Below are 19810 nucleotides of genomic sequence, written 5' to 3'. Positions count from 1 at the left end.
TTTGCACTTTATGGCGTTTTTTGACACTTTTTGGGCATAAAAACCAGTAAAAAAAGAACGTGTTATTCATTACAAATCTAACGAAAAAAACAACTCGAAATAGTAGTTTTGATAAAATTCATTTTATAAAAAAAACACTTCTAAACTTTACAACTCTATTACTTTGTCATATTGCAACTTCTTCACTATCTTTGCAATCTAAAATGAGTCTTAATAAGACGCCCAATATATTATGAAATTAGATAGAAAAGAAATACTCAAAGCTTTAGAAACCATTTCTATAGCAGGCGAAGGAAAAAACATGGTCGAAAGCGGAGCAGTAACTAATGTAATCACTTTTGGAGATGAAGTCGTAGTCGATTTAGTCCTTTCTACACCAGCAATGCACATCAAGAAACGTGCAGAAGACGATATTCGAAAATTAATACAAGATACTTTTTTGGCTACAGCCAAAGTAAAAGTAAATATCAAGGTTGAAACACCCGAAAAAGCAAACGAAATAAAAGGAAAAGCAATTCCTGGAATCAAAAATATTATTGCCGTAGCTTCAGGAAAAGGAGGCGTAGGAAAATCGACTGTGACTGCAAATTTAGCGGTTACCTTAGCGAAAATGGGATTTAAAGTAGGTGTTCTAGATGCTGATATTTACGGACCAAGTATGCCCATCATGTTCGATGTCGAAAACGAAAAACCTATTTCTATCGAAGTAGACGGAAAATCTAAAATGAAACCTGTAGAGAGTTTTGAAGTTAAGATATTATCTATAGGATTTTTTACAGCACCAAGCCAAGCCGTTATTTGGAGAGGACCCATGGCTGCAAAAGCTTTAAACCAAATGATTTTTGATGCTGCTTGGGGAGAACTTGATTTTATGTTAATCGATTTACCACCAGGAACAGGAGACATCCACTTGTCGATCATGCAATCATTGCCAATCACTGGAGCAGTCGTAGTAAGCACACCACAAGCAGTAGCCTTAGCCGATGCTAAAAAAGGAGTTTCTATGTTTATGTCAGACAGTATTAATGTTCCTGTTTTAGGAATTATCGAAAACATGGCCTATTTTACACCAGAAGAGTTGCCAAATAACAAATATTATATTTTCGGAAAAGAAGGTGCAAAAAACCTTGCCGAAGATTTACAAGTACCTTTTTTAGGAGAAATACCATTGGTACAAAGCATTCGAGAAGCAGGAGATTACGGTCGCCCAGCAGCTTTGCAAACCGCATCAATAATAGAGCATATTTTCGAAGAAGTAACTAGAAATGTAGTGAGAGAAACTGTAGCTAGAAACGAAAATTTACCAGCTACCGAAGCAATTAAAATTACTACAATGGCTGGTTGTAGCGCAGTAAATAAAAAATAAATTATGACACCAGAAGAATTAACATTAAACGTAGAAAAAGCACTAGAAGAAATCAGACCTTTTTTGAATTCTGATGGTGGTGATATTGCATTAGTTTCAATCGAAGACTCTAAACACGTAAAAGTACGTTTACAAGGCGCTTGTACTTCCTGTAGCGTAAGCCAAATGACCATGAGAGCTGGTGTAGAAACCACAATAAAAAAATATGCACCACAAATAGAAACCGTGGTTAATGTAGCATAAAAACTTGGGCGTGACCCCGCTTTTAATGGCGGGGTCGGGTTTTCAGCTATATCTTTTTTTCGTTCCTCAAAAAAGGATGCCGCCTCTACCCCTCACGCAAATCAAATCCATAAATGATAAAAATCATAAAATAGAAGTTTTCGTTTCAAGACCTTTACAACTTAAACGAATACACTTTTTACCTTAAACAAATGATTGAAACAGATATACTAATAATCGGAGCAGGTCCAACTGGACTTTTTACAGTATTTGAAGCAGGACTTCTTAAATTAAAATGTCATATAATAGATGGTCTTCCACAACCTGGAGGTCAACTAACAGAATTATATCCTAAAAAACCCATTTTCGATATTCCAGGCTACCCATCGGTTTTAGCAGGTGACTTAATCGATAATTTAATGGAACAAATTAAGCAATTTCAACCAGGATTTACCCTAAACGAAACTGCCGAAACTATTGATAAATTGGAAGACGGAACATTTATAGTCACTTCTAACAAAGGAACGAAACATCACGCAAATTCGATCGCTATCGCAGGAGGATTAGGAAGTTTTGAACCTAGAAAACCTATTCTAAAAGATATCGAGTTTTACGAAAATGACAAGGGTGTAGAATATTTTGTAAAAGATCCTGAAAAATTTCGCGATAAAAAAGTAGTGATTTCAGGCGGTGGAGATTCTGCCTTAGACTGGAGTATTTTCTTGTCTAATGTAGCTTCCGAAGTAACACTAGTACATCGTAGAAATGAGTTTCGTGGTGCTTTAGATTCGGTAGAAAAAGTACAGGAATTAAAATCGGCAGGAAAAATAAAACTAGTAACTCCTGGAGAGGTAATTGGTTTCAGTGGTTCCGAAAGAATACAATCGGTAGATATTCAGGTGGGTACAGCCCGTACGACAGTTCCTTGTGATTATTTTATTCCACTTTTTGGTCTTACACCAAAACTGGGAGCTATTGCAAACTGGGGATTAGATATTGAAAAAAATGCTATCAAAGTAAATAATGCTTTAGATTATCAGACCAATATCGAAGGGATTTATGCTATAGGCGACGTAAACACGTATCCTGGAAAATTAAAATTAATTCTTTGCGGTTTTCACGAAGCAACTCTTATGGTTCAAAGTGTTTACCAACGTATGAATCCAGGGAAAAAATATGTTCTAAAATACACTACCGTTTCAGGAATTGATGGTTTCGACGGAACTAGAAAAGAAGCTGAGAAACAAGTCGTAAAATCTATTGAGTAAATGACATTAAATCATCCAGAGTTAATCGATTTACTAAAAAAAGCTTATTCTGCGGAGAAAGCTGCGGCATTTGCTTATCAAGGTCATGCCGCTTCTGTAAAGGATGAAATGGAGAAAAAAGAAATTCGTCAAATAGAAATTGACGAATGGTTGCATCGCAAGGAAGTATTGCAAATTATGAACGATTTTGATGTTTCTATTTCAAAATATTATGAATTCAAGTTTTATATTATTGGCAAAATGATTTCTGCAAGTTGCCATATCATAGGCTGGTTTATGCCTTTTTATTTTGCTGGCAGATTAGAAAGTGGTAATGTTTGCGAGTATTTCAGAATGAGACAGTACTTTAATTCTCTTCAGATTAGTGATTATGACGAGTTACTATACGATATGGGAATAAAGGAAAAAGAGCATGAAGTTTATTTTCTAGAAAAAATAAAAACTAATAAATTCCTACCATACTACGAAAAATATTTTTCTTGGGGAAATAATCAAAGTTTCAATAATATTGATTTAGATAAAAAATATCCATTTGAAAACTCAAATCATTATTGTAAGAAATAAAATTATTTTCAACACTTATAAATTCTTTATAACAAATTCGCTTCGGCGATTTAGTTCGTGTTGCTCTTCTGTGCATGATTTTTCAGATTCACATTTAATGTTTGGCTCTGATTCTCCGTAACCTTTGGCGGTAATTCGATTTTCAGCTATACCAAAATCTATTAAATAGTCTCTAGTAGATTGAGCTCTTTTTTCAGATAAAATTTTATTATACCTATCGTTTCCTCGCATATCTGTATGAGATCCTATTTCTAAAATCATATCTGGATATTTATTCATTAATTCTATAACGCGTTTTAATGTAACTTTAGAATCTTTACGAATGTACCACAAATCGTAGTCAAAATAAATAGGATCTGTCTTAATGACTAACTTGTCTTTTAGTCTAACAACATCTTTTTCTTGTGCTATGATTTTTTCTATTTTCTCTTGTTTCTTGACCTCAGCAATTTCTTTCTCTTTTACTTCTTCTTCTTTTTTCTTTTGTTCAGCAATTGCTTCTTCTTTCTTTTTTTCTTCGACTACAAGTAACTCTTCTTGCTTTATCACTTCAAGCGATTTTAAATCCAATGAAGCATCGGTAATTAGATTTCTTTCTTTTCCTAATGCAAATGATTTAGAAGCTTCTGTATAATTTTCTTTTGATGCTGAAACTACATATTCTGTTTCGCAAGCAACTGTAAAACTAAATTTACCATCGGCAGTTGTTGTAAATCTTTCAATTTCCTTTTTAGCAGTATCTTGCAAAACTACAATTGCGTTTTCTAATGGTAATTTTGTATCTACATCTGTAATTGTACCTGCTAAAAATTGTTTGCAATCTTCTATAATTAAATCTTTGATTTCTAATAACGAATAAATATCATCACTCCCCATTCCACCAGCTCTGTTTGAGGCAAAATATCCTTTTTTAGTATCGGAATCAATATTGAAAGCAAAATCATCAACATTTGAATTTACAGGCAAACCCACGTTTAATGGTCTTGTATATTCTCCTTTTTTGATTTCGGATACAAAAACATCTAAAGAACCGTAACCCGGAAGTCCGTTTGAAGAATAATATAATTTGTTATCTCTTGATATAAAAGGAAATTGCTCTTTTTTGTCTGTATTTATTAGATTTCCTAAGTTTTTAGGAGTCCCATAAGATTCTCCGTTTATACTAACAGAATAAATGTCTAAAGAACCTTGTGTTCCTGGCATATCTGAGGCAAAATACAATGTTTTTTCGTCGCTACTCAAAGCGGGATGTTCTACAGAATAGTTTTCACTATTGAATGGAAGCGAAGTAACATTTCCCCATTTACCATTAACTAATGCTGCTTTAAAAATTTGAAGATTTGAAACTTTTTCTTTGTTTTTCTTTTTGCTTCCGTTTTTAGAATTATTTCTTGTGAAATAAATCGTTTTCCCATCTTTGGTAAAAATAACATTCGACTCATGCATTTGAGTGTTTAATTCTTCAGCAAAATAATTTACAATAGAATCTTTTGAGTTTATATTTTTTAAAGGAATTGAAACTAAATTTAAATATGTTTCATTATTCCATTTATAAACTTTATCAAACAATCCTGGTTTCTTTTTGACTGTTGCGTAAACTAAGTTTTCACCTTCTTCAATTGCTCCAAACTCCGAACTTGGAGTGTTTATGGCTAGATTTTTAATTTCAAATCTTTTACCAATAGCAGAAATATTTTCAAGCTCTTTTATTCCTTTTTCTAAACTTACTAAACCGTCACTATTAGCTGATTTCAAATAATATTCTTTTAAGACAGAATTAGCTTGATCGTATTTATCAGAAGCTTTTAGAGTTTGAGAATATCTGAAATAATATTCTCCCTGAAGATCTTTGTAATATGTCTTAATTAGAAAACGATAATACTTTTGAGCATTTTTTAAATCGTTTGTATAATAATAACAATCGGCTAAGTTTTTTACAACATCTACAGAAGTATTATCGGCAACTATTGTTTCATATAATGGTATTGCTTCAGCATAATACGTTCTGTCGAAATAACGTTTAGCTCTTTGTAAATCTGGTTCTTGGGCATTTGCAAATTGTGTTAAAAACACAAATAGTATAACGAGTAATCTTTTCATTATTTTCATTTTAGAAGAATCTTGGTGATTTATCATATCCTTTTCCTAATAAATCTAAATTAAACAGGATAAAAATTTCGTGAGATCCAGAATTAAACTGCCCTAGATTCGAAATTGTATAATCGTAAGCATATCCAACTTTAATGTTTTTAGTCGCTTTTACATTCATTAACGCACTAACTGCATCGCCTACTCTATACGCTGCACCGAGTTCGAATTTGTCGTTATATAAAACATTAGCTGTCAAATCAAAATTTAATGGTGACCCAGCAACAAATTTTGTCATGAAGGCTGGTTTTAGTTTAAATGAATCTGATAATATAAACACGCAACCAGCAGTCAAAAAAGTATGAATATTTTCTGATCCTAGTGCATTTATTCCAGAACGCTCTTCTATATGTTTTGAAGGTAATAAGTTAGGTATGGACAGCCCTATATAATATTTATCAGTAAAATAATAAGCTCCAACACCAATATTTGCCTTTGTAGCATTTATATTTTGAGAAAATGCCAAGTCCGTATCTACGTTTCCGCTTTGTAAACGGAAACCATTAAAATTAGATGTTAATGATGTAACACCAGCTTTCATACCAAAAGAAAATTTATTTTTTCCAGCTAATTGTAAGATATAAGCAAAATCGGCATAAAAATTATTTTCTTTTTTTGCGCCATCACCAATCTCATCTGAAATCATAGACAAACCAACTTCGATGTTTTTATTTAAAGGCGCATGACCAAATAAAGTCAATGTCTTAGGCGAACCAATAGCTCCAACCCATTGTGTTCTGTATAACGAACCTAAGTTTAGCATAGATTGAGTTCCCGTTGCATATGCCGGATTTACAACACTCATATTATACATATATTGTGTGTATTCTGGATCTTGCTGCGCAACTGTTTTATTTATAAAAAAGAAAAAAGATATAAATAGAATTATTTTTTTCATTTGAAATTTAGTTTTAATATATAACATAAAGATTATCGATTTAAATAAAGACGCCCTTGTCTTGGTGACTTATTATCTTTATTGAAATTGACAATATAAAAGTAAACTCCGTTTGGTGCAATCCCGTTTGAAAGACTAGGCGATTCCGAACTCTTTCCGTCCCAATTTGGTTTGTTTTTATCACCACTAAACATCAAACTTCCGTATCTGTTATAAATATCTAAAGTATAGTTTGGAAATATAAATTGGATATCTGGAATGGTAAAAGTATCATTTACACCGTCTCCATTTGGTGAAAACCCGTCTGGAATAAAGAAGTCATAAGTAACCTCTGGATTTATTGTATCACAATTTGTTAGTGAAACTGTTACAGCTAAACCGTTTACAGAGAAACAATTTGTTGCATTAGAGAAATCGAAACCATAATAAGTAACTCCTTCTTGAAGTAAAGTTGTATTGGGCAATTGATTTCCTCCTGTTACTGCATCAAACCAAATTAATGCTCCAGTTGTATTAGTATTTGCTGATAACTCTTGCAATGTAGGATTATCTAATCCGCAAAATTGTTCTCCACTTGGATCTAATGTTGGTGTATTTAACTCATTTATTACAACTGTAATCATTGTTCTTGTAGATTGACAACCTGTAATTGCATTAATTTCTCTTATGTAATAATTTCCGGAAAGTAATACTGTTGTGGGTGCTAAAACTGTAGTACTTGTTACAGAATCGAACCATTGGTACTGACTTCCGCTTGGCACTAAATTTGCAATTGTAGCATTATCTGTTTTACAAAAATTTTGATTATTTGCTGTTGGGGCAATTAAAGGAGGGTTTATAGAAAAACTACGAAAACCATTATTAACAATAGTTCCACATGCATTTCCTGTATTTGTTAAGTCTGTAACAGTTATAGTTGTTATACCTGTGTTAGGAATAACGACTTGTGGTATTATAAAACTAGCGTTCCCACCCGTTACAACTAATATTATTGTTTGATTCACAGCTGTATTTGCACCTGTTAAATTATAAGTGATTGTTATGTTTGTTAAACTCCCCAATCCCGTAAGTAAAACCGCAACAGGTTGACCTGAACAAACACTATTTACATTTACTGAAAGAGCAGAAACTACTGGCAAAGGATTTATTACAAACACCACGGGAGGAAGTGTTACCACATTTGTACAAGTAGTAGCAATATTAAGAATGTTAGTTATTGTTACAGTTGTATTTCCAGGGTTTGGCAATAAATTAGCTGGAATTGTAAAACTTGAAACTCCTCCTATAACTGTAATTACAGCCGTTTGAGATGTTGCAGTATTAGCTCCAGACAAATTATAAGTTATTAAATAATTACCATTTGCTAAACTACTTAATCCTGTAAGGATTCCTGTTGCACTTGAGTTTTGACAAATTGGAGTAACTGTAAGTGTTGCAGCATTTATATTAGGTGTAGGCGATATCGTAATTGTATCTGGCAATATAGTAACTGGGTTCAAACAAATACTCAAACTTGTTGTTGCAACAATATTTGTAATAGTAACTGTATATGTTCCTACTGCTTGAAAATTTAAACTATTAATAGGAAAACTAGCTATTCCTCCAAAAAAATTAACCGTTGTTGTAAATGGCATTACTTGACCAGTAACTGTATAAGTAACAACATAAGAACCGTTAGGGATTAATGCTGGAACTTGAGTTAAAACTGCTGAATATGTTGCCGTCGCGATTTGACTTTCACATATATCCGAATTAACTGTTAATATAGTTCCTGAATAATCTACAGGATCTTCAATAATTACTGAAACTGTTGTTGTTTTAGGATCACAAATTGGAGGTAAAGGTGTTATTCTGTAGGTAAAGCTATAAGTTCCTACACCAAATGTATTATATATATTTTGAACATTTATTGTGGTATCACTTCCAAATATTTCATTTGTTCCTGAAATTTCATCCCATACTCCACCTGGATCTTCTCCAGCTAACATATTATATAAATTAATATTAGTATATAAAGAAAAATCTACTGTACTACATAATTTTAAATCTATTGGAATTCCTGATTTAACTGGAGGAAATAAAGTTAATGTAACAAAAACTGGAGCTGGAGCTGGACAAGAACCAACAGCAGGCAATGTGTAAGAAAAAACATAATCTGTTTGCACAAGAACATTATAACTACTTGGATTAATTTCAAATCCTGAAACTGGAGTTCCCGTTGTCACATTAAACCATGTTCCATTTGTATGTGGTGCTAAATTACCTAGCTCATAATTAAAAAGCTCAAATAAATTAAAAGCAGCTAAGTCAGCACATGCTGGTCCATTTTGTACAACTCCTGGATAACTACCTATCACTACTGTAATTACTGATGTGTTATCAGCACAACCTGTAACTCCTGAAACAGTATAGGTATAGGTATAAATACCACTTACATGTATTTGAAGAACATTTAGTATACCAGTTATCGGATTTAATCCTCCTGAAAATGAATCATCAGACCAAACACCTCCTAGTGTTGGTGAACCTCCTAATAATGAAAATAAATTAATGGTTTGATTTGCAGGTATTGTAATGTCGCAAATTGAAATACTATTATCATTGCCTGCACATTGTGCATTACTATTTGTTGTTGAGAAAAATAAAATAAAAACTAGACTGAAAACACTAGCCTTGAATGGAGAAAATATTTTTTCAATCATATTTTTGTTGTTAAATTTTTGGTTCAAAAGTAAATATTTAATTCAATTATAAATGATAGTATCTTCTTTAACTCGTATCTCATTGCAAAAAAATCGACGAAAAGCATTTTTAGTTGATAAAATGCTCGTTTTCAAAAAATATCCATTTGAAAACTCAAATCATTATTGTAAGAAATAATTTCTCTACTTTCTAGTAGCCATATAAACACCTATTAAAATTATTAGAGCACCCAAAAATTGTAACGGATTAAGCATTTCTCCGTCAAGGATTCCCCAGCTCATAGCAACAATAGGGATAAAATATGTTACCGATGAAGCCGTAAGTGGTGATGTTATTTGCACTAATTGAAAATACAAAACATTAGCAACTCCAGTACCAAACACTCCAAGTAATATAACAAACATAGCCGAATGCTGAACAGTTGTTTGTGTCATCACATTTGTAAAACCAGAACTAAACAAGATAATAATTGCTGGAATTAATAATACTGTAAAATTTCCTGTTGTAATGCTTAACGGACTAACATCGGATAAATATTTCTTAATTAAATTTACATTTAAAGCATAACAAATAGTAGCAATAATAACTAAAATTATGTAAAAGTAATTGGTATTACTATTTCCTGAATTTCCATTAATAACTAATATAAAACAGCCACTAAGACCTAAAACAACTCCTATTATTTGATTTTTTCTAAAAGAAAACCCAAAAGCTAATGCACCCAAAAGCATCGTATATAATGGTGTTAAGGAATTTAAAATACCGCTAACAGAACTTTTTATTCCTGTTTGTGCGTAAGCAAATAAAAAAACTGGGAGAAATGTACCTAAAAAGGCGGTCAAAGCTATAAATTTCCATTTGATAATAGGAATTTTAGCCAAGCTTTTAAAGCCTACAATAAGCAAAAAAATAGTTGCAAAAATAATTCGCAATGAACCTAACTGATAAGGGTTTAATCCAACTAATCCTCTTTTCATTAGTATAAAAGAACTTCCCCAAATAAGTGAAAGGACAATTAATAAAATCCATTTATTCTCTTTAAATTTCATAAACCTTTATTCTAACAAAACTAAAACGCTCCAGAGTTTTTAAATTTCTGGAGCGTAATAATAACTATAATTTTATTAATTATGACTTTACTAACTTATCTTTTCTGTTTTTAATAGTCAATCCTTTTGTGACAATTATTGGTTTTTTTATATCTCCAAGTACATTTATAGCTTCTTCGACATAAGCATCTTTAGATAAACTTTCATGCCAGTCTTTCCTTTTTTGACCCAATAAAGAATCTTTTTTTATGAGTTCCATTTCTTGAGGAAGTGACGTAAATTTAAGCTGGTTTTGGAATTTTGTAATTGCTTTAAATTTTTTGGTAGCTTCTTCTATTACAGTTTGCTCGTTTCTAAATTTATTAATATTTAAACTAACAATATTATCTTCTTTTCTGTCATTTATCCATTTTGCATTCTCATCAATTAACCTGAATTGTGTGTTTTCTAATATTCTTTTTTGACTATTAGCAACTACAGTTTCAAAATTGTTGATAGATTTTACAGGCTCATAAGGTGCCTCATCTATTTTATCCCATGGCATAGCATTTTCTACATCACGCTCCCCTATTTTTATATATGAATAACGGTCCGGAGTTTGAATATCGCTAGAAACACCTTCGAGTTGTGTAGAACCTCCATTTATTCTATAAAACTTTTGAGTAGTCGTTTTTAATGCTCCAAAATCCCCCATAGTAGGGCTATTACGCACAAACTGATTTAAATCAATTACATTTTGTACCGTTCCTTTTCCGTATGATTGTTTACTACCTATGATTATACCTCTTTTGTAGTCTTGTATTGCAGCTGCAAATATTTCTGAAGCTGAAGCCGAAAAATTATTAATCATTACTACAAGAGGTCCGTCCCATTGTACTCTAGAATCATGATCAGAAAGTATTTCTTTCTTTCCTTTGGCAGATTTTATTTGTACAACTGGTCCTTCTTCTATAAATAACCCTGTAATATCTACGACAGTTTTTAAAGATCCTCCTCCGTTATCACGTAAATCCATTACAATACCTTGTACTCCCTCTTTTTTTAGTCTCTCAACTTCAATAGCAACGTCTTTTGCAGCATCACGATTGTCATTGTTCTCAAAATCGATATAAAATTTAGGTAAATAAATCACCCCGTATTTTACTCCATTTTTCTCGACAACACTAGATTTCGCATAAGTTTCTTCAATTTCTACTATATCTCTTATAATTGAAATTGTAACTATCGAACCATCAACTTTTTTTACCGTAAGTTTTACTTCCGTTCCTTTTGGTCCTTTTATTTTTTTTACCACATCATCAAGTCTCATTCCAGTAACATCTACAGCTTCGTTATTGCCTTGTGCTACTTTAAGAATCAAATCACCTGGTTCTAATTCTTTTCCTCTCCAAGCTGGTCCCCCAGAAATTAATTCGGAAATTTCTGTAAAATCATTTGTTTTTTGCAAACGCGCTCCAATACCTTCTAACTTACCACTCATACTCACATCAAACTTCTCTTTCTCGTCTGGTGCAAAATAATAAGTATGTGGATCAAATTGTGTAACTATTGCATTTACATACGCCACGAACCAATCATCTTCATTAGACTCTTTAATAAAATCGAAATAGTCTTTTAAAGTTTTTTGAGTTGTTTCTCTTGCTTCTTTCTCTAATTGTGAGAAAGTTTTGGCAACATATTTTGGGTCTTTTTCTTTTTTAGAAGCTTCTATTTTTTCTTTTTCTACCACAGTAGCTAGAATAGAAAGCTTCATTTGTAATCTCCATCTATTTTTTAGTTCTGAATAATTTTTAGCAAAAGCATTTTTATCAGAATCTAAGTTAATAGTTTCATCGGTCGTAAAATCATACGGTTTTTCGTTTAATGATTTATAAACCACTTCGACTTCTCGCATACGTTTTTGCAAACGTTCATAGGTTAATCTAAAAAAAGTTAAATCGCGATCGTGAATCATATCATCTATCTGATTTTCATAAATCTTAAATTCATCTATATCCGATTGTACAAAAAACCTCTTAGAGGGATCTAATGCATCAAGGTAATCTTTATAAACACCTTTAGAGAACTTATCATCCATAACCGCAGGATCATAATGCCCTTTTTCTATAACAAATGTTATAAGATCTAAAAGCATTTTGTCTTTCTCTGGATCATTTTCTTTCTTCGGCATAAAACTCCACAAAGTAGCAGAGATAGCAAGAACAGCTAAAATTATTTTATAATTTCTTTTCATAAAGTTCAAAATTGCATTCATAAATATTTAACTAAAGTACATAAAAAACCATGCCACAATAATAATTACCCCATAATTTTTTGTTAAAGATGTAAAATTAGCTACTTACAAGTAAAAATGCTTAATTTAGCCTCACTTTTTTATGTTAAATTTTAGATGTTACTTTGAATTACTAATGAGAAAACCAATAATATTAGTCACAAACGATGACGGTATTTCGGCACCAGGAATACGAACTCTTATTGAAGTCATGCAAGAAATAGGAACTGTTATTGTAGTTGCACCCGATAGTCCTCAAAGTGCTATGGGACACGCAATAACCATAAACAGCACCTTACACTTAAATAAAGTTTCTGCTGAAAATGCACCTGTAACCGAGTATAGTTGCTCGGGAACTCCTGTAGATTGTGTAAAACTAGCTGTAAATGAAATTTTAAAACAAAAACCAGATCTATGTGTTTCTGGTGTAAATCACGGATCAAATTCTTCTATAAATGTTATTTATTCAGGAACCATGAGTGCTGCTGTAGAAGCTGGCATTGAAGGAATTCCTGCTATAGGTTTTTCATTATTAGATTATGATTGGAATGCAGATTTTGAAACTTTCAAACCTTACATAAAAAAAATTGCACTCGAAGTATTACAAAAGGGATTACCTGATAGTGTAGTACTAAATATAAATTTTCCGAAAAGAAAACCAGAAGATTTAAACGGGATAAAAATTTGCCGACAAGCAAAAGCCATGTGGGAGGAAAAATTCGACAAACGCAAAACTCCACAAGGCAAAGATTATTATTGGCTTACGGGAGAATTTCTTAATCAAGACAAAGGTGAAGATACTGATGAATGGGCTTTGCAAAACGGCTACATTTCAGTGGTGCCAGTTCAGTTTGACATGACAGCACATCATGCAATACAACAATTAAATGATTGGAATTTAAACAACTAGAATATGAAAAAAACAGATTTACTCATAGGTGCTTTAATAGGATTTGTTGCTACTTTTTTAGGGACATATGTTTTCTTTACTTTTTGTACTGAGTATAGCTTTTTAGAGGGTGTAAAAGGCATGAAAAGCCAAGGATTCCTAGGAAAAGTAATAACACTAGGTGCTATTCTAAATTTAGTTGCTTTTTTTATATTGTTAAAAATGAATAAAGAATTAATGGCTCGTGGTGTTGTATTTGCAACTATTCTTTTGGCTATAATTACAATGTTTGTTTAAAAAATCAACAAAAAATGAAATACTACATTATTGCTGGTGAAGCATCGGGTGATTTGCATGGATCGAACCTTATGAAAGGCATTTATAAAGAAGACTCTCAGGCAGAAATTCGTTTTTGGGGAGGCGATCTCATGCAACAGACAGGAGGAACTTTAGTAAAACATTATCGCGATTTATCGTTTATGGGTTTTCTAGAAGTGGTTCTGAATTTAAAAACGATTCTCAATAACATCAAGATTTGTAAAGCGGATATTTTAAAGTTTAAGCCCGATGCCATCATTTTTATAGATTACCCAGGTTTTAATATGAGAATTGCCAAATGGTCTAAAAAACTAGGAATACGTAATCATTATTACATTTCACCACAAATTTGGGCTTGGAAAGAAAACCGAATTAAAGCTATAAAAAATGATATTGACAAGATGTATGTTATTCTTCCGTTTGAGAAAGATTTTTACGAAAAGAAGCATCATTTCCCAGTCGAATTCGTTGGTCATCCGTTAATAGATGCTATAAATAATCGTCAGAAAACCAATGCAGAACAATTTAAAAAAGACAACAACCTAGACGAAAGACCTATTATTGCACTTTTACCAGGAAGCAGAAAACAAGAGATTGAAAAAATGTTGTCCGAAATGTTGTCTGTTGTAAAAGACTTTCCTAATTATCAGTTTGTCATTGCTGGTGCACCAAGTCAGGAATATTCATTTTATGAGCAGTTTTTAACAAATGACCAAGTGCATTTTATATCAAACAAAACTTATGATTTATTGAGTGTTTCTCATGCAGCACTAGTTACATCTGGAACGGCAACCCTAGAAACGGCTCTATTTAAAGTTCCTGAAGTAGTTTTGTATAAAGGAAGTTGGGTTTCGTACCAGATTGCAAAACGCATTATAACCCTTAAATACATTTCGTTAGTTAATCTAATCATGGATAAAGAAGTGGTTACCGAACTTATACAAGGTGATTGCAATTCAAAAAAAATAAAAACAGAACTCGAAAAAATAATAGAACCATCATACAGAAATACTCTTTTAGAGAATTATGATTTGCTAGAAAAACAATTAGGCGGAGCTGGTGCGAGCGATAAAACAGCTAGATTAATTGTAGATGATGTAAAATAAGGGTATGATGTTTTAAAAAATTAACATAATAAATTATTTTATTATCTTGGTCGCATGAAGATATTACGGTTTCCTATTGTTCGCATTTGTTTTTGGTTTATTTTTGGAATTATAGTCGCTTATTATTGCAATCCTAACATTAAATATGTTTTCAGTTTATTAGCCATTTCAAGTCTTATTTTTGGCTATTTTTTGTTTCAATCTTATAATAAATTCGAACAGAAAAAATCCTTTTCAATTTCATTATATATTTTGTTTTTCGTTATTGGAATTACAGCAACTCTGGTTCATAACGACACTTTTAGATTGAGTCATTATATTCACAACCAAACAATTTTTGACACAAATCATCAAATACAGGTTACTATTACCGAAAAACTTAAAAACACAAGCAACAATAATAGATATTTTGCAGAAATAACTCAAATTGACAATAAAACAGCTTCTGGAAAAATCCTGTTGAATTTAAAAAAAGATTCTATTTCTAAAGAATTTGTTATAGGAACCAGGCTTAAAATTCAAGAACAATTGGTTCGAAATTTCAAACCTAACAATCCAAATCAGTTTGATTATGGGATGTATCTAGAAACAAAAGGAATTTATGCACAACTATTTGCAGAAACTTCACAGCTAAAAATTAGTAATCATATCGATAAAAATATCTGGTATTATGCTTCAACTTTTAGAAATAAAATTATTTTAAATTTAGAAAAAAGCGGATTCAAAAAAGAAGAATTAGCAGTAATATCGGCACTTATATTGGGTCAGCAACAAGATATCTCGCCCGAAGTATTACGTGATTATCAGTATGCTGGCGCAGTTCACATTCTTTCGGTTTCGGGGTTACACGTTGGATTTATACTTTTATTTATCACTTTTTTATTAAAACCATTACCAAAAAACAAATATGGAAATTTCATTAGATTAACCTTAATTTTAGTTTCCTTATGGCTATTTGCCCTTGTTGCTGGATTAGCACCATCAGTAGTTAGATCGGCGGCGATGTTTAGTTTTGTGGCTATAGGTATGTTTCTAAATCGAGAAACAAACATTTTTCATACTATGTTAGTTTCCTTATTTTTAATTCTGCTAGTTGAACCTTTATTCTTATTCGATATCGGGTTTCAGTTAAGTTATATTGCCTTATTTTTTATTCTTTGGCTACAGCCAATGCTTAAATCGCTTTGGGAACCAAAAAATAAAATTGTTACATATTTTTGGGACATTATCACTGTTTCATTTGCAGCACAAATTGGAGCTATGCCACTCAGTATTTATTATTTTCATCAGTTTCCAGGATTATTCTTTGTAACAAACCTAATCCTAATTCCTTGTCTTTCGGTAATTATGGCGATAGGTGTTTTACTTATGATTTTGGCATATTTTGATTTTGTTCCTCTATTTCTTTCTAAAATAGTTGAGTTGAGTATTACTTTTACTAATACTTATATCAAATGGATTGCTTCAATTGAAGCTTTTGTCATCAAAGACATTCCATTAAGTTTTTCATTGCTTGTTGCTTCCTACTTTATTGTTTTCTCTTGGATAATTTGGTTTAAGAAACCCAACTACACAAAGATGGTTTTGGCTTTAGGTAGTGTTTTAATTTTTCAGATATTGTTTGTTACTACAAATTGGCAATCAGAAGACAAAGAGGAATTGATTGTTTTTAATGCAAAAAGAAATACAATTATTGGGGAACGAATGGGTAAGAAAATTGTGCTTTATACAAATGACACTTTAACAAAAATAGCTTCGAAAAGAAAATGATTCAATCATATGCGACAGCTAATTTTTGTGAAATAAGCAAATCTAAATCGATTGTAAACACAATTTATTTCAATAACAATAAAATTTTGATTATTGATAAATCTAGTATTTACAGAAAAAACATGAATCCTGATGTTATAATTTTAAGAGAATCCCCAAAGATAAATTTAGAGCGATTATTTACTAATATACACCCAAAACTAATTATTGCAGATGCTTCTAATTATAAAAGCTATATTACAATTTGGAAGAAAACTTGCGCAAAAGAGAAAATCCCTTTTCATAGTACTTACGAAAAGGGATTTTATAAATTATAACTTTATTTTTTTACTTTGACTTTAGCCGGTTTTGGCATATTTTTTTTTGCCATTTTGGGATCGTGAACAAATTTTGCAATAATTTGATCTGCGCCAGAAAGCCAAACACTTGGTCCGCCAGCAACATATCCAGTACTTCCTAATTGTTCGAAATTTATTTTTCCAGATTTATTATCTGCTTTTGCAAACCATACTGTAGGAAATCCTTGAACTGCAAAAGCTTGTTGTAATTGCATGTTTTGGGTTTTTAATTCGGCAGTTTGCTCTGTTCTTCTAGGAAAATCTAATTCGACTAAAACCACTTTTTCTTTAGCCCAAGCTTCAAATTCTGGGGTTTTAAAAACCTCTTTTTGCAAACGAATACACCAACCGCACCAATCACTACCTGTAAAGAATAAGAATAATGGTTTGTCTTCTTTTTTAGCAAGATCCATTGCTTCTTTAATATCTGTATGCCAAACTAAATCTTCTTTAGTTATTTTTGTTGTTGTTCCTTTATTAGAGTTAAAGCTAGAAAATAATAACACCGCCATAACTGGCACTAAAAAAAGTAAATATTTAAGTTTATTCATTGGACTTATTTTTTAAATTATTGTCTGTAAATGTAAAAAAGAAATTATAACTAAAAAGAATTATCTTAAAATTTTTAACAATTCTTCATGCGTTTTATAACCTATTATTTGTTGTTGAGTATCTCCATTTTTATCGATGATGTATATTGATGGATAACCTTGAACCTTAAGAAAAGCAGTCAGTTCGTGAGCACTATTTCTTCCTTTTCTATTAGGGTCAAATCCTGGATTAGAAAATCTATTTCCTTTAAATGTTACTACGTTATTACCTTCAGCATTAAACTTAACAGCATAATAATTTTTGTTAATATAATCTATAACTTCTGGATCTTGAAAAGTGTCTTTATCCAGCATTTTACAAGGCCCATACCAATCGGTATATACATCCATAAAAATAGCCTTTGGACTCTTCTTTTGCTTAGCCAATGCCTCATCGAGACTAATCCATCTAATCTCTTGTGCTTGAATAGAAATTGTTCCTATAATTAGAAACAAAGCTAAGAGTATTTTTTTCATCATTCTTTTTTTTGTTTAACAATCAAAAACAATGCCGAAGTTACTAAATCTATTTAACTTCTTGCATTAATTTTTTTACTAAAGGAGATATTACAATTAAAACTACACCTGCAATTAATGCATAAATTGCGAGTTGCTTATAACCATCTGCATAAACAATTAGCTTTTCTACATTAGAAGCTTTTTCTGAAGCTTCAGCAATATTTGCACCTAAAATTCCTGCAAAGTATTGTCCATAAGCACTGGCTAAAAACCACATTCCCATAATAACCGCTTGAGTTTTTTGTGGAGATAATTTTGTCATTGCCGACATTCCAATTGGTGATAAACACAATTCTCCAAAAGTAATTACAAACCAGCCGAAGCTAAATAAACCCAATGATGTTTTACCAAAGGCATCAGCAAAAAATTTAGTATAATAAAATACATAAAAACCTCCAGCAAGAAACAAAAATGCCAATCCAAATTTTACAACCGTATTGGGTTCTATTTTCCTTTTGTTCATCCATAACCACACTAATCCAACCAAAGCTGCAAAAGCAATTACAAATAATGAATTAGCAGCATTATTAACTCCATTTGGATCTAATTGCACGCCAAGAATAGTATTATTCAAATTACTTACCGCAAAAGCGCTTAAAGAACCACCACTCTGTTCGAAAAAAGCCCAAAAAACTACAGAAAACAGCATAAAAATAACTGCTGCAATTAATTTTTTATTTTGAGATGAAGTAAAACTCCTCATTTCACAAATCAAATAAATGATTGAGGCTGGTCCTATCATGTACATAAAATAATCTGTATATACAGTATTGGAAACCATTATCATTATCATTGGTATAATAAGTATAGAGCCTATATAAGTACCTATTTCAAAAAACTTTCTTTTAGTATTTTCTAAATGTAATAGTGGGGAAAGTCCTATATCTCCCATGCTTTTTTGAGTTTGTATGAATGTAAGCAAGCTAATAACCATAACTATAGAAGCAAATCCAAAAGCATAATTCCATCTAAGATTTTCAGGGACAAATGACGTCCAAAGGTTCCCATTTGCTACGGCGATACAAATATATCCTCCTATTAATGCACCGAGATTTACACCCGCATAAAATAATGAAAATCCCGCATCTCTCCTACTGTCATCATCTTTGTATAATTTTCCAACCATCGAAGAAATATTTGGCTTAAAAAAACCGGTACCTACAATAGTAAAACTAACACCAATGAAAAAGAATTCTTTAGGATGAATTGCTAAAATAACGCTTCCAACAATCATTAACAAACCTCCCCAAAAGAGTGATTTTCTGAAACCAAAAATTTTATCAGCAAATAATCCTCCGATAAATGTAAAAGCATATACCCAAGCCTGGGTAGCACCATATTGCAAATTAGCATCAGTATCTTTCATTAATAACTGGTTGGTCATAAAAACATACAACATACCTCTCATTCCGTAAAAACTAAAGCGTTCCCACATTTCTGAGAAAAACAAATACCAAAGTTGTTTTGGATATTTCCCTTTAAAATTTTGTATTTGATCTATTGTTAATTTTTGACTCATGGGTTTTAATTTTAAAAAAACAAACCTACAAGAAATCTTGTAGGTTTGAAAGATATTATAACTATTTTTTGAATGATTAACGAACTCCGTGCATCATTTTTTTCAAAACTGGTGTTAGAGCAAATAATATTAACGATGCCAATACTGTTAGCACAACAAATACCATGAAAAATTCGAAAAGATTGTGAATTTCAAAACCAGCAAAAATAGGATTATGGTCACTAATTTGATTGGTAGCTAACAGTTTTACTTGTTCCGCAGTTGGCACAAT

17 protein-coding genes and 1 pseudogene are annotated in these 19810 nt (G+C 31.7%); 9 read left to right on the top strand and 9 right to left on the bottom strand.

What is annotated here, in order from left to right; translation table 11 throughout:
- The first annotated feature begins 232 nt into the window (after window positions 1–232).
- From ACKVOV_RS04510 to ACKVOV_RS04495, 4 genes are all read left to right on the top strand, one after another.
- Complete coding sequence (locus tag ACKVOV_RS04510; RefSeq protein ID WP_409205578.1) at window positions 233–1366, top strand: P-loop NTPase; 1134 nt, start codon at window positions 233–235, stop codon at window positions 1364–1366.
- A gap of 3 nt (window positions 1367–1369) precedes the next feature.
- A complete protein-coding gene (locus ACKVOV_RS04505) occupies window positions 1370–1609 on the top strand; it encodes a NifU family protein (RefSeq protein ID WP_091472843.1) in 240 nt (79 codons plus the stop codon).
- Between the two features lie 191 nt (window positions 1610–1800).
- On the top strand, window positions 1801–2856 hold the full coding sequence (locus ACKVOV_RS04500; RefSeq protein ID WP_409205577.1) for an NAD(P)/FAD-dependent oxidoreductase: 1056 nt from the start codon (window positions 1801–1803) through the stop codon (window positions 2854–2856).
- Window positions 2857–3420, top strand: coding sequence for a hypothetical protein (locus ACKVOV_RS04495; protein WP_409205576.1), 564 nt, complete (start codon window positions 2857–2859; stop codon window positions 3418–3420).
- A gap of 15 nt (window positions 3421–3435) precedes the next feature.
- On the opposite strand, the gene ACKVOV_RS04490 is transcribed toward ACKVOV_RS04495, so the two are convergent.
- From ACKVOV_RS04490 to ACKVOV_RS04470, 5 genes are all read right to left on the bottom strand, one after another.
- The gene (locus ACKVOV_RS04490) at window positions 3436–5520 is read right to left on the bottom strand and encodes an OmpA family protein (protein WP_409205575.1); all 2085 of its coding nucleotides are present in this window, start codon (window positions 5518–5520) and stop codon (window positions 3436–3438) included.
- A gap of 10 nt (window positions 5521–5530) precedes the next feature.
- Entirely contained in the window at window positions 5531–6466 is a 936-nt protein-coding gene (locus ACKVOV_RS04485) for a type IX secretion system membrane protein PorP/SprF (protein WP_409205574.1), read from the bottom strand.
- 32 nt (window positions 6467–6498) lie between these two features.
- Window positions 6499–9168: a gliding motility-associated C-terminal domain-containing protein gene (locus ACKVOV_RS04480; protein ID WP_409205573.1), complete on the bottom strand. Its 2670-nt coding sequence runs from the start codon at window positions 9166–9168 to the stop codon at window positions 6499–6501.
- Window positions 9169–9351: 183 nt separating this feature from the next.
- The gene (locus tag ACKVOV_RS04475) at window positions 9352–10218 is read right to left on the bottom strand and encodes a DMT family transporter (protein ID WP_409205572.1); all 867 of its coding nucleotides are present in this window, start codon (window positions 10216–10218) and stop codon (window positions 9352–9354) included.
- A gap of 79 nt (window positions 10219–10297) precedes the next feature.
- Window positions 10298–12472 (bottom strand): carboxy terminal-processing peptidase, encoded by a 2175-nt coding sequence (locus tag ACKVOV_RS04470; RefSeq protein ID WP_409205571.1) that lies wholly within the window; start codon window positions 12470–12472, stop codon window positions 10298–10300.
- Between the two features lie 154 nt (window positions 12473–12626).
- Between ACKVOV_RS04470 and surE the strand changes: the two genes are divergently transcribed.
- Genes surE through ACKVOV_RS04445 form a run of 5 tightly spaced genes read left to right on the top strand, consistent with a single transcriptional unit; the run spans window position 12627 to window position 16890 of the window.
- On the top strand, window positions 12627–13400 hold the full coding sequence (surE, locus tag ACKVOV_RS04465; protein ID WP_409205570.1) for a 5'/3'-nucleotidase SurE: 774 nt from the start codon (window positions 12627–12629) through the stop codon (window positions 13398–13400).
- A gap of 3 nt (window positions 13401–13403) precedes the next feature.
- Window positions 13404–13676: a hypothetical protein gene (locus ACKVOV_RS04460; protein WP_409205569.1), complete on the top strand. Its 273-nt coding sequence runs from the start codon at window positions 13404–13406 to the stop codon at window positions 13674–13676.
- A 14-nt stretch (window positions 13677–13690) separates the two neighbouring features.
- A complete protein-coding gene (gene lpxB, locus ACKVOV_RS04455) occupies window positions 13691–14803 on the top strand; it encodes a lipid-A-disaccharide synthase (RefSeq protein ID WP_409205568.1) in 1113 nt (370 codons plus the stop codon).
- A gap of 54 nt (window positions 14804–14857) precedes the next feature.
- Complete coding sequence (locus tag ACKVOV_RS04450; protein ID WP_409205567.1) at window positions 14858–16573, top strand: ComEC/Rec2 family competence protein; 1716 nt, start codon at window positions 14858–14860, stop codon at window positions 16571–16573.
- Complete coding sequence (locus ACKVOV_RS04445) at window positions 16570–16890, top strand: hypothetical protein (protein ID WP_409205566.1); 321 nt, start codon at window positions 16570–16572, stop codon at window positions 16888–16890. The genes ACKVOV_RS04450 and ACKVOV_RS04445 overlap by 4 nt, the downstream gene beginning before the upstream one ends.
- Window positions 16891–16892: 2 nt before the next feature.
- Here ACKVOV_RS04445 and ACKVOV_RS04440 read toward each other — a convergent pair whose 3' ends face one another.
- The 4 genes and pseudogenes from ACKVOV_RS04440 to ACKVOV_RS04425 form a co-directional block, all read right to left on the bottom strand.
- Window positions 16893–17462, bottom strand: a complete 570-nt coding sequence (locus ACKVOV_RS04440; protein WP_409205565.1) for a thioredoxin family protein — start codon at window positions 17460–17462, stop codon at window positions 16893–16895.
- Between the two features lie 60 nt (window positions 17463–17522).
- Window positions 17523–17978 carry a thioredoxin family protein gene (locus ACKVOV_RS04435; protein ID WP_409205564.1) on the bottom strand — a complete coding sequence of 152 codons (456 nt, stop codon included), beginning with the start codon at window positions 17976–17978 and terminating at the stop codon, window positions 17523–17525.
- Between the two features lie 49 nt (window positions 17979–18027).
- A complete protein-coding gene (locus ACKVOV_RS04430; RefSeq protein WP_409205563.1) occupies window positions 18028–19539 on the bottom strand; it encodes a peptide MFS transporter in 1512 nt (503 codons plus the stop codon).
- A 76-nt stretch (window positions 19540–19615) separates the two neighbouring features.
- A pseudogene (locus ACKVOV_RS04425) lies at window positions 19616–19810 on the bottom strand (MFS transporter); the annotation flags it as partial.

Source organism: Flavobacterium sp. (assembly GCF_046153165.1).
Classification (GTDB): Bacteria; Bacteroidota; Bacteroidia; order Flavobacteriales; family Flavobacteriaceae; genus Flavobacterium.
Note: the sequence above shows the minus strand (reverse complement) of the source record. Positions and strands in the feature narration are given on the sequence as shown.